The sequence below is a fragment of the Bacillus sp. R86525 genome (assembly GCF_042466195.1).
GTDB classification, from domain to species: Bacteria; Bacillota; Bacilli; order Bacillales; family Bacillaceae_G; genus Bacillus_A; species Bacillus_A nitratireducens.
This window is the reverse complement of sequence record NZ_JAXHPX010000007.1, coordinates 2,755,516-2,767,784: the sequence shown is the minus strand read 5'-3', so window position 1 is coordinate 2,767,784 and position 12,269 is coordinate 2,755,516. Positions and strand designations below refer to the sequence as shown.

Annotated in this window: 12 protein-coding genes and 1 riboswitch; of the genes, 3 read left to right on the top strand and 9 right to left on the bottom strand. The window is 31.6% G+C overall.

The features are described 5' to 3' along the window. Nucleotides 1–531, bottom strand: coding sequence for a hypothetical protein (locus SJY24_RS16865; protein WP_377865532.1), 531 nt, complete (start codon nt 529–531; stop codon nt 1–3). 118 nt (nt 532–649) lie between these two features. After that, nucleotides 650–1,159, bottom strand: a complete 510-nt coding sequence (locus tag SJY24_RS16860; RefSeq protein WP_377865531.1) for a GrpB family protein — start codon at nt 1,157–1,159, stop codon at nt 650–652. A 126-nt stretch (nt 1,160–1,285) separates the two neighbouring features. Here SJY24_RS16860 and SJY24_RS16855 point away from each other — a divergent pair, with 126 nt between their 5' ends. Together SJY24_RS16855 and SJY24_RS16850 are read left to right on the top strand one after the other, a co-directional pair. Next, on the top strand, nt 1,286–2,167 hold the full coding sequence (locus tag SJY24_RS16855) for a serine/threonine protein kinase (RefSeq protein WP_377865530.1): 882 nt from the start codon (nt 1,286–1,288) through the stop codon (nt 2,165–2,167). A gap of 47 nt (nt 2,168–2,214) precedes the next feature. Further along, nucleotides 2,215–3,534 carry a LytS/YhcK type 5TM receptor domain-containing protein gene (locus SJY24_RS16850; protein ID WP_377865529.1) on the top strand — a complete coding sequence of 440 codons (1,320 nt, stop codon included), beginning with the start codon at nt 2,215–2,217 and terminating at the stop codon, nt 3,532–3,534. Nucleotides 3,535–3,633: 99 nt separating this feature from the next. Here SJY24_RS16850 and SJY24_RS16845 read toward each other — a convergent pair whose 3' ends face one another. From SJY24_RS16845 to SJY24_RS16830, 4 genes are all read right to left on the bottom strand, one after another. Further along, nucleotides 3,634–3,732 (bottom strand): YjcZ family sporulation protein, encoded by a 99-nt coding sequence (locus SJY24_RS16845; protein ID WP_000007808.1) that lies wholly within the window; start codon nt 3,730–3,732, stop codon nt 3,634–3,636. 134 nt (nt 3,733–3,866) lie between these two features. Then, nucleotides 3,867–4,667: an energy-coupling factor transporter transmembrane component T family protein gene (locus SJY24_RS16840; protein ID WP_377865528.1), complete on the bottom strand. Its 801-nt coding sequence runs from the start codon at nt 4,665–4,667 to the stop codon at nt 3,867–3,869. Next, the gene (locus SJY24_RS16835; RefSeq protein WP_377865527.1) at nt 4,660–6,360 is read right to left on the bottom strand and encodes an ABC transporter ATP-binding protein; all 1,701 of its coding nucleotides are present in this window, start codon (nt 6,358–6,360) and stop codon (nt 4,660–4,662) included. The genes SJY24_RS16840 and SJY24_RS16835 overlap by 8 nt, the downstream gene beginning before the upstream one ends. A 10-nt stretch (nt 6,361–6,370) precedes the next feature. Beyond that, entirely contained in the window at nt 6,371–6,919 is a 549-nt protein-coding gene (locus SJY24_RS16830; RefSeq protein WP_377865526.1) for an ECF-type riboflavin transporter substrate-binding protein, read from the bottom strand. Nucleotides 6,920–7,058: 139 nt separating this feature from the next. Then, a riboswitch (SAM riboswitch) is annotated at nt 7,059–7,174 on the bottom strand. Between the two features lie 150 nt (nt 7,175–7,324). Here SJY24_RS16830 and SJY24_RS16825 point away from each other — a divergent pair. After that, a complete protein-coding gene (locus SJY24_RS16825; protein ID WP_377865525.1) occupies nt 7,325–8,008 on the top strand; it encodes an aspartate/glutamate racemase family protein in 684 nt (227 codons plus the stop codon). A 49-nt stretch (nt 8,009–8,057) separates the two neighbouring features. Here the strand turns inward: SJY24_RS16825 and SJY24_RS16820 are convergent, their stop codons facing one another. The 3 genes from SJY24_RS16820 to SJY24_RS16810 all read right to left on the bottom strand — a co-directional run bounded on the left by SJY24_RS16820 (nt 8,058) and on the right by SJY24_RS16810 (nt 12,227). Beyond that, a complete protein-coding gene (locus tag SJY24_RS16820; RefSeq protein ID WP_377865524.1) occupies nt 8,058–9,236 on the bottom strand; it encodes a macrolide family glycosyltransferase in 1,179 nt (392 codons plus the stop codon). Between the two features lie 256 nt (nt 9,237–9,492). After that, a complete protein-coding gene (gene lepB / locus SJY24_RS16815) occupies nt 9,493–10,023 on the bottom strand; it encodes a signal peptidase I (protein ID WP_377865523.1) in 531 nt (176 codons plus the stop codon). A 77-nt stretch (nt 10,024–10,100) separates the two neighbouring features. After that, entirely contained in the window at nt 10,101–12,227 is a 2,127-nt protein-coding gene (locus tag SJY24_RS16810) for a peptidoglycan D,D-transpeptidase FtsI family protein (RefSeq protein WP_377865522.1), read from the bottom strand. Nucleotides 12,228–12,269 lie beyond the last annotated feature (42 nt).

Genomic DNA, 12,269 nt, shown 5'->3' with positions numbered 1-12,269 from the left:
CTATACGATTAAATGAATAATTAATCCTATTGCGAATATAACCGCAATGAATTGATGTACTTTTCGATACATCTTCAATTTTGTTTTCTGATTAGATTTCTGTAAAACAAATCCTGCAATCCCTAATGCTATTAAGGTAAAAAGAGAAAAAATACCACTGTATATTAGTATAATATGCCGACTTCCTTTTATTAAAAAGTAAACACCGTGAGTTGTCGCAACAGCTATTACAGCACATCCAATTAATATGTGAAACTGTTTTATAAAAAGATAAAGCTCTTTAATTATTTTAAATCCACGCATATTTTTCTTCTTTAAAAATAACCATATTTGACGTAAGAACCATAATGATGCGGCTATAATTGCACCATATTCACCAAAAGATCCTAATTTCTTATTTAACCATTGAACATTTAATAAGTTCCCGTACAAAACATTAATAACTAGTAATTCCACACTGCAAATAATGATAGTGATTCCTATTATTCTAACATACATATGGAAATATTTATTTTTAAGTATTTTCTCCATGTTATTTAATCCCCTTACTTTTAAATACTCTGTGACAATCAGTGTATCAAATGAAAAAGAAAGGAACATGAAAGAAAGATTAAAATAAAATGAGAATTTGCAAACAACTTATAGTAAGTTAATTTTCTTTTTTGGCCATTTCTAATATATTTCGAATAAACGGTGCTTTTGCATTTGTATATGAAACACGATCAAAAGGATATGTAGCAGCAAGCATCTCTTTTAATACTCTATATTCTTCACGTGCCCACTCATGATTTTTTAGAAAGTCTCGAAATAAAAGGTTGTTCTTCCATTCTTCACTATTATAAATATAAACATGTAAATGGTGGGTACCAGCTCTCCATTTCCCTTTTCTAAAAAAACGCCAATTAGGTGTTTTTTTAGGAACATATTCATAGCCAATTTCCTTAAGGGCTTCCCTCCAATTTTCGGTAATTTGTAAATTTGTTACGCCGATCATCATATCAATAAGAGGTTTAGCCCCTAACCCTTCTACGGCTGTGCTTCCTATATGTTCCATAGCAATAATTTCTTCATGGAGTAACGGTACAATTTTATTTTTTTCATATAAAAACTCTTTATGCCAATAATGTTGGTGCGGTTTAATTATGATTTTTCCATCCATTTGCTTTCCTCCTTATAACTGTACATTATTATATTTATAAAATTTAAGTTTATAAATATAGGGATTTCACAAAATATGTCGAATACTGTAATGGACAACTTAATTATATTAAATTTGAGGTGAATTATGAAAGATATTCCAGTTAAAATTCAGTTAGATACTATAACATTCCAACTAAAAAAACATCATAATTTTGATTGGCTTACAAAACTAGGTAAAGTATTTGCGGTTTTTGACCAACAAGATTCCGGTAATATAAGTTTTGGTGTTGAAAAGAATGGGAAAAAGTACTTTATTAAATATGCAGGGGCACAAACACTTGCATATAATGCTTCTACAAATGAAGCTATAAAAAGATTAAAAAGCTCAGTTACTATATACAATGAATTAAAACACGTTTCCCATATAAATTTAATTAATCACTACCCTGTACAACATGGATATGTTTTAATTTTTGATTGGTTTGACGGTGAATGTCTTCACCCGCACTGGAGTTTCCCTCCCCCAGCAAAATATAATGATCCTAACTCACCATTTTATAAATATAAAAAATTATCCGTTAAAAATAGGCTAATTTCATTAAATTCTATTTTTAATTTCCATACTTACGTTGAACACAAAAACTATGTAGCTATTGATTTTTATGACGGTAGTATTTTGTACAACTTTAAAACTAATGAAACAAAAATTTGTGATATTGATTTATACAGTAACAAACCGTATGTAAATAAGATGGGGCGAATGTGGGGATCATCTCGTTTTATGTCACCTGAAGAGTTTCAACTTAATGCTATAATAGACGGGAAAACTAATGTATTTAATATGGGGGCTATGGCTTTCGCCCTATTAGGTGGCGGGCAAGATCGTTCCTTTATGAAATGGGAAGCTAGTGAAGGCTTATATGAAGTAGCATACCGTGCTGTAAATGAAAATCGTAGTGAGCGCTATGCGTCAATGGAAGAGTTTAATAATGTATGGTTAAAAGTCTATAACGCTGAAAATCTATAAAAACTATATACATTATAAAATGTGTATATAAAACTTGTACTTTTATAATGTATAATACATATGGGATTGAAATTCAGGATAACGGGGCATGTATTATGAACTTTGTTTACATTAATCAAAATGTTTTAAATAATCTTCTATATATTTTAAGTAGTATATTTGTTTTTTATTTTATTTATGATAGTGGATACTTTAGGAAGAAATATAAGAAACTGCTTATCATTCTTTGTACGAGCATCCCACTAATTTTATGTATGCGGTACCCCATCTATATGGATGAAAATTGTATTCACGATTTAAGACAAATCCCCTTTTTAATTGGTACACTTTATGGTGGATTTCCTGTCGGTATTGCATTACTCATGATTTTATTAATAACACGTTTTATGTTTTATGGTTTTAGCCTGTTAACAATCGTTGTGTATGGAACGATGTTAATAATTACAGCATTCGCATCATCAAAATTTAATACATACAATAGAAAAATGAAAGTAACTTCATCCATATTTTTAACTTTTTTCCTTGCAGTTTTTACAACAGTAATTATTTTAACTCTATCGGATTTTGAAGTGAATAATTTGTACATTATTTATTTCATTCTATTACCAACTTTTTTAATATTATTTATGGTCTATTTTAATGAAGTTTTAAAAGATGCAATATGCATGCGATCAAAATTAATAAAAGTTGAAAAAATGGAGATCGTCAGCCAACTCGCTGCAAGTATTTCACATGAAGTAAGGAATCCATTGACTGTTGTAAAAGGATTTACACAACTTTTAAAAACACCCAATATAACTCAACAATCCAAAGATGAGTATATTGAACATATTCTTGAAGAGTTAAATCGTGCACAAGCAATTATTGATGATTACTTAACTTTTGCCAAGCCGGCTTCAGAAAAACTAGATCATATTTCAGTGGGACACGAGTTACATCGAGTTATAAAAATGATATTTCCTTTATGTAATATGAATAATATTAATATTACACAAGAGTTCTCTGAGGGAATAATTATTGGTAATACACAGCACTTCCATCAATGTTTTTTAAACTTAATTAAAAACAGTATTGAAGCAATGCCGAATGGCGGTGATCTTATTATTTCTGCATCTGTTAGTAATAATAAAGTTATAATACGGATTCAAGATAGTGGAATTGGAATGTCGCAAGAGCAAATTAATCGATTTGGCGAACCATATTTTAGTACAAAAACGAAAGGTACTGGTTTAGGAACAATGGTTGCTGTTAAAATTATTGAAACGATGCGAGGCAGTTTAAAAATCCGAAGTATTGTTAATAAAGGAACTACTTTAACTATTACATTCCCAAAATATAATAATGAGAGCACGTTGCATAATAAATAAAAAAGGAGCATAATGGCTCCTTTTTTATTTCGATACAAAAAGTATCTGCTATGTTTTTTTAGTTTACATTTAGAAGAGACTAATTAGAAATTAGTACCCTTAGCTCCAACAGCTACATCCAACAATAATTAATAATATAAATAACACAACTAATAAAGCGAAACCTCCACCAAAACCACAAGAACCACCGAAACTCATATTTTCTCCTCCTTTTGGTTTGAAAACTAATAGGTAGATGATCATTTTAACTGGTTCGTATTATACAGTATGTGTATCTCCTTTTTTTGAGCATGTCTTCATAAAATTAGTAAAAGCACTCTATTGAGAGTGCTTTAAAATGGGTACCAGAAACTTTGGAATACATTCAACTTTAAGTAAACTGCAATAACCAAAATGATAATACCAACAAAAAGTGTGATGTAATCCTCCTTTTGTGCTTCCTTTGCATAGTACCACGTTCGTTTATCCTTTTTTCCAAACCCTCTTAAATCCATTGCATTTGAAACAGTATCAATCCTTTCTAATGAATGAATAATAAGTGGCCAAAAAATTAAAACACGATTTTTCATACGAATCCACAAGCTCGCTTCTCCTTTTTCAAAAGGTACGCCTCTTGCTTCCTGCGCGTGTCTAATGATTATATATTCAGATTGAATGCTTGGTATATAACGCAGTGCAATATTTATTGCATATGTAATTTTATAAGGAACAGCAAATTTATTTAAGCTACTCACAAATTCACTTGGATGAGTTGTGTAAATAAAAAGAAGTGTAAATGGTAATAACGTAAAATATTTCAATGAAAGTGTAGCTGCATAAAATAAAGTTTCATATGTAATTGTTGCATAACCTATATAAAAAAAAGAGGTATACGATCCCGTTAATTCCGATCCATGGGTGGGCGTAATGAAAAGAATCATAACGGAATTTAATAAACTAAATGTAAATATAACGCTGAAAATAACTATAATTTTACGCAATTGAATTTTTGCAATTAAGAGGCCGATACATCCAACAATAAATAAAATTAGCAATATACGAAAATCAAAAAATAAAAAAGTAAGTGTCATACAAAATATAAATAAAGATAATTTAATTGCACCATCCATACGATAAAAATACGTATTATGCATATTCCTCCCTCCTATTAGCTTCAATATAAAGTTCCACAAATGTTTCTGGAGTTGGAATTCCGCTTAATTTAGCTAGTTTTATTAATGAAATCTCCCGTAGATTAGCTCTTTGTAACGTTCCTTGATCCCCTAAAACAACAGATACAGTATTGTCCGCAATAATTTTCCCTTCATGCAGAACTACCGCCCGATCTGTATATTCTAAAGCAAGATTCATATCGTGTGTGATAATAATAAAGGATATGCCCCTTTCAGCCAGTTTTCTAATAAACGACATAAACTGTTTGTAATGGTAATAATCTTGTCCAGCTGTCGGCTCATCTAATACAATAAGTTTTGGGTTTGTTATAAGTACAGATGCAATAGTAAGCCTCTTTTTTTGTCCATAGCTTAATGCCTGGATTGGCCAGTTACGAAATGGATATAATCCACAAATTCTTAAAGCTTTTTCGACTCTTGTCTCAATCTCATCTTTAGAAACCTTTTTTAATTTTAATGAATATGAAACCTCTTCTAAAACAGTAGGCTGTGTAATCATTTGATTTGGGTTTTGCATAACGTAAGAAATAACTTCCCCGCGTTTACGAATAGACCAACAATTTATATTTTCTCCATCGAATGTTATTCTCCCATTCTTTGTTTTATTTATTCCTATAAGAGTATGAGCTAATGTCGATTTCCCTGCTCCATTATGACCCAATAACGCTACTATTTCTCCCTCTCCTATTGAAAGGTTAATATCTTCTAAGGCTGTATGTTTGTTATTGTACGTAAATGATAAATTTTCTATCTTCCATAAAGCTTTTTTAATGTATTTGTTTTTTGATGAAACTTGCTTATGCATCCAGTTCTTTAATAGGCTATGAACGCCTGCATTACTAAGATTTTCAATTGGAAATACCCTAACATTATTACTGTCAAAATTTAATTTCTTTAGCGCCTCTATATAAATAGGTTCTCTTAGTCCGATATTTGGTAATATATTTGAATTTAAAATACTATCCGGTGAACCAACGGCAATAACTTCTCCCTCATCTATTAAAATAATTTTATCTAAATCAAGGTTTAAAATTTCTTCTATTCGATGTTCAATAATTACAATTGTTTTATTATATTTCTCATGTATATTTTTAATGAGTTCTATTGTATTCAAACTACATGCAGGATCCAAATTAGCTAACGGTTCATCAAATAATAATATATCTGTATTTGTCGTTAGCAGACCTGCAAGAGAGACTGTCTGTTTTTGACCTCCTGATAATTCATGTGGACTTTGTGTATGAAAGTCCTGCATGCTTACCTTTTTTAAAGAATCCGTAACAATCTTTCTCATTTCTATTTGATTTACACAATCGTTTTCTAATGCAAATGCTACATCCTCTTCGACAGTAAGGCCTATAAATTGCGCATCTTGATCTTGTAATATTGTCCCTACGTGTTTACTCTGTTCAAAAACACTACCTTTTCTCGGATCCTTTCCAGCTATTAAAATGTTACCGGTACTTATCCCTTCGTAAGAAAATGGGATTAGCCCATTTACACAATGAGCTAATGTTGATTTACCTGAACCACTTCGTCCAGCGATAAGTACCTTTTCCCCAGGGTATATTTGAAATGTAATATTTTTCAAAGTAGGCTGCGTAGCATGCCTATATTGAAAGGTAAATTGTTCAAAAGAAATAATTGGTTGCATGTATTCATCCCTACTTTTCAATTTTTAAATGTGTATGTTTCTTATTTGATTTCGCTAAGCCGATCGTGATTGGTAAGCCAAGAACTAAAAATACGATAACGTCTGCAATTGTTGCGCCTAGTACTTGTATAACTATTTTGTCAAACGGTTCTCCCATCACAATAATATCGAATGCTCCAGCAAATATAATAGCAATGACAATACCAATTAACCCTGCAATTACAAAATAAGAAATATCACGGTTATTATACGTTCCATGTTTTACACTAAAACCAACTCTTTTTTGTATGAGTCCCATTGCAAAACCAATAATACCTGAACTAATAACCCATCCCCACCAAATACCCCAACCAGCAATCGTATCTGTAACGGTATGACCGATGAGTCCTATTAAAAGTCCTGCTACTGGGCCAAATAATGCTCCAAAAACTGTTAAAATAGCCAATGCGGGTTTAATAAATGTATTCGGTGCGATTGAAAATCCCCAAATCCCTAATACCCCGTATAAAGCTGCTCCAATTCCAATAGCTACTACTAGCTTTGTCGTTAATTTGTTCATTACAATTCCCCTCTCGTATTATTCAACTTTTAATACTCTATATTTATTTTGAAAATGAATTATGCATCGACACTTCCTTTCTATACAACAAAAAATGACCTCTTAAATAAGAGGTCATTTTCTTTCACGTACAAGAATCCCCTTATCTTTCAAAAAACACATAGTGTCCTCTGCGGAATTAGCACCTTCCTATGTAATTACATAGGGGTTGCTGAGGTTTCATAGGGCCGTTCCCTCTACCTCTCTGGATAAGTATTAATTTGTAATTCGTATTATGGCACTAAGAAAGATAAATTTCAATACTTTTCTAATTATTTTTATTTTTTGTTAAATAGTGCGTTTAAATCATTGTATTCTTATCGGAATTATGAAATAATAAATTCAAATTTGTTGCGGGAGGAATGTATGATGAAAGTAATTGGTTTAATTGGTGGGTTAAGTTGGGAATCTACATCACTATACTATAAACATATTAATACGCTAACACTCTCTCAATACGATCAAAATGCGAAGCTTGTTTTATATAGCATGGACTTTGGGGAGGTAACTACATTATTGCAAAACCATCAATATGAAGAAGTGAAAAATGAATTAGTCACGGTAGCAAAAAAGGTAGAAAACTCAGGAGCTGAATGTTTACTAATGTGTTCTAATACTGTGCATCTATTTGCTGAGGAAGTAGAACAAGCAATATCAATCCCACTTCTTCATATCGGTGATGTAAGTGCTAAAGAAATGGTAGAAAAGAATATAAAACGGATCGGATTATTAGGAACGAAACAAACGATGGAACAAGATTTTTATACATCACGACTAGCAAAATATAACATTGAGACAATTATCCCAAATGACGAAGAAAGAACTTTTATCCATCACGTCATATTAAATGAATTAAGTAGAGGAATTATTTCAGAAACATCAAAAGAAAAACTAATACAAATTACCAATTCATTAATTCAAAATGGTGCGGAAGGAATATTACTAGGCTGTACTGAAATACCATTGCTTATTTCCCAAAATGACCTTACTGTTCCTGTTTTTGATACTGCTTATTTACATGCAAATACTGCTGTACAATTTGCTGGATAATAATATAAAAGCATACAGGTAGAGCCTCTATGCTTTTATATTATCCGAACTATTTATTTAAAAGAGCATCAATAACTGCAATGGCTCTTTTGGAACCACCACACTCTAAAAAACTTTCATTCAGTTTTTGAATGCCATGTTTATACTTTTTATTTGAAAGAACGTCTGTTACCGCCTTTTTTAAAGTTTGCACATTAACATGCTCTTTCAATAATCTATGTGCTGCCTCAAGCTCAGTTAATCTTTGCGCTATCATAGGCTGATCTTTATCATGCGGTATTATAACAAATGGGACATTGTAATGGATTGCATCGTGTACGCTATTCATTCCGCCATGTGTAATAAATACATCTGCTTCGCTTAATATTTCCGACTGAGGTACGTATGGAGCTATTAAAAAATGGTCCGGTGCTGGTTTTATTTTTGAAATATCATTTCTATCACCTACTGCCATTACAACTATCCCTTCAAAGTCTGAAAAAGCATCAATACAAGTATTAAAAAATGGTTCGAGCCCTTCGAGAAGTGTTCCCATTGAAATATAAATAACTTTCTTTTTTGAAAGCAATTCAAGTGGAAACTTTACATTTGTTTTGCGCTTTATAATACTCGGTCCAATAAAAACATTGTTTTCTCCAAACGAATCGCTATTAGGTTGAAAATAACGACTTGTATACACGAGACTAATATCTCCCTTATTATGCATAAATTGAAGATTATTTTTGGGCTTTACTCCAAATTCATTTTCCATTTGATACAGTAACTTTTCAGAGAGTTCATCGGGTTGGAATTGTATTTCTGCATTTGGATGAAAAGGCAAGGTTTCCAATAATACTGGTGGAATTAAAAATATAGGAGAGGAAACTATGCCTGGAACTTGTAAATATTCCTTTACTAACTCTCCAGCACCAAATATATCATAAACTACGAAATCAAAATTAATGCTTTTACATAATCGTTTCGTAATTTCTAATATGTATAAAGAAGTTTGAACATGTACATGAAAGAAAGATTTTAATCCATATGAAGTTTCATTATCAATAGAAATCTCCTTTAATAAATCCGGATGAGTATGTACAATAGCTCCCAAAACTTCAAGTCTTTCCTTAAAGCTTTCCGTTGTAATATAGTGTACGTTATCACCTCTTTCAGTAAAGGCCTTTACTAAACTTAATGTAGGATTTACATGTCCCTCTGCAGGAAAATTAACTATTAAAATATTCATCACTTATTTCTCACTCCTTACAATTCAATGTTCTTATTAATCGTACTGTTATTATTACAAGCAATCTTCCCTTAATAGTCCCAATATACTTACTACTTTAGGTTGATAAATAATTATCAGACATTGAAAAAGGCATCTACATAAAATGTAGATGCCTAACTGTGATAAGGAGTGTTCTGTGAGGTTAGGATAGGCTTTTTTGCTTGTCCTATGCTATCAATATATGATTTATTTTATAAAACGTGCATATCTAATAGAATTATTTTAACCATTTTATTTGATCAAATGGATAATACACCATTTTTACTTTACCTATTATATTTGATTCATCAATCAGTCCAAGTGTATTTCTACTATCCATACTATGATTACGATTATCACCTAGTACAAATAATTTATGCGAGGGAACTTTCATTTCTCTAAAGTTTGAAAAACGATTTGATACTTGTGACATATCTAACTGTATATACAACTCATCTCGCTTTTTACCGTTAATATATAACACATCGTTTCTTAATTGTACGTTATCCCCTGGTAATCCAATAATTCGCTTCACGTAGTATGTGGGCGAGTCTTCTTTTTTTATTATTACAACATCACCATGATGAAAAGAAGAAAAATAGATGCTAGCCTTATTAACTAGTATGCGATTATTCTCATTCAAAGTAGGTTGCATCGAAATTCCTTCTACCATACAAAATAAAAATAACTTATTAATAAAAATAATTCCTATTATAATTAAAATATAGCTACATATTTTTCTCCAATCTTTTAGAATCAATTGCTTCATATATACCTCATTTCTAAACTATTCGTATGTAAAAAACGTCTCTAGTTCATATAATTGCTAGAGACGTTTCGTATATTTTAATTCTCTTTAGAGTCATCTGTTTTTGGTGCTTCGTCAGTTAATCGCTTATTTTTTAAATCAAAATAAGCATCTAAAACTTCTTTTCCAATATCAGAGTTAATACCTGATTTATCATTTATAACCCAGGGCACAACAACAGAAAATGCTACTTCTGGATCGTCATATGGCGCATATCCTGCTAACGTTAAATTATAACATTCTCTTCGCTCACCTTTTTCATTTCTTCCAATATCACTTTTTCCACCGTATACTGTCTGTGCTGTCCCTGTTTTTCCCGCTGGTTTATACGGTGCTTTTTGGAATGCCCTTACTCCAGTTCCATCACCTTCTTGGAATACTCTCCTAAATCCTTCCTTTACTTGATTTATATAATCCTCTTTCATATCTATTTTATTTAAAACGATTGGTTCTACTGAATGTACCACTTTACCAATCTCATCTTTTTGCGCGGTTTGCTCTCTAACCTCTTGAACAATTTGTGGCTTCATTCGATATCCACCGTTTGCGATTGTTGAAATATACTGTACAAGCTGAAGCGGTGTATACGTGTCATACTGACCAATTGAGTAGTCTAATAAGAAACCTGGCTGGTTATCTTTTTTACCAATTTGTCCAGCTGTTTCATTCGGTAAATCGATACCTGTTGGAACACCTAATCCAAATTGCCTGAAATAATACCTCATTTTATCAAAGTATTCCTGTTTAATATTTAATGAGCTATTTTTCACATAATCCACACCTGCAATTTTTAATGCTGTATTAAACATATAAACGTTTGAAGAAACTTGTAACGCCCTTAAATCGTCTATATTTCCAAACTCTTTCCAAGACTTCTTCTCCTTAGTACCTTTAAACTTCATAGGTGCATCATAAAAATAAGTACCTGGTGTTATAGCTTTCGTTTCGAAACCAGTCAATATTGTTGCACCTTTAACAGTTGATCCAAGCTCATATGAACTTGTCATCGTACCTAAAGCGTAATCTTCAATCTCTGTTTTCCCGTCTTTTTCTACTAACTTTTTCCCTGCCATTGATAATACTTGACCATTTTTCGGATTCATCATTACAACGAAAGCACGGTCCAACATCGATTCTGAACCTTTATAGGCCTTTAATATTTTTTCTATGCTCTCTTCTACTTTTCTCTGTAATTCCATATCAATTGTTAACGTTAAATTCTTGCCGCTTTTCCCTTCAGAAACTGTTTCTGTTCTAATTGTATTACCTTGTTTATCAGCAACGCTTCTTACTTCTTTTTTTGTACCATGAAGTACATCTTCGTATTGCTGCTCGATATAACTTTTTCCAACCCTATCATTTCGGCTATAATCACGTACCAAGTAGTAATCTAATCGTTCAATTGGTAATCCTTCATCGGTATTAGAAACATTTCCAAGAACGGATCGGAATAATCCATCATTTACATAAACTCTCTCCCAATCAACTGATACGTCTACACCTGGGAGATTCGCTAAACCTTCACTAATTATTGTAAATTCCTTTTCACTAACATCTTTTTTTATAATTTGAGGTGCCATTTGATAACCTGAAGTCATTTTACTTTTAATAGCTAACACTTCTATGTCTTTTGCTGTTAATTCCTGAAGATTTTTATCTGTAACTCGTTTTCTTTTTAACTCTTCTATTTTTTTATTTAGCTTCTTACCGCTAATATCCTTCTCTCTAAATGTATCTATTTCTTTTTTAGATACTAGATTTTCAGCAAGTTTTGGATTTAATTGCATCCAAAAATCTTTCTTATCCGTCTCGGTTAACTTATCTATATCTTCTTGCGGCATTTCAATTATTTCTGCAAGTTGTCTTGCAATTTTTAGCATTTCTTCCGATTTTACACCTTTCACCTTTGTATATGTAATCGTACGTAAAGACTTATTGTCCACTACTGGATTCCCTTCACGGTCATAAATTTTGCCGCGTGGTACTGTCAGACTAACAGTTGCATTCTCTCTTTTTTCTACTTCATTCTTATATGTTTCTCCATCGAAAATTTGCACTTTACCTAACTGTATAATCATGGCAGAAAATAATAAAAATACACAAAAGAATAAAATATTTAACCTCATCGGTATTGCTCTACCACTCTTTTTCTCTTTCTTTTTCACCTTGTCATAATCTCCTCCTTACAACATTTTTAATAATTTTAA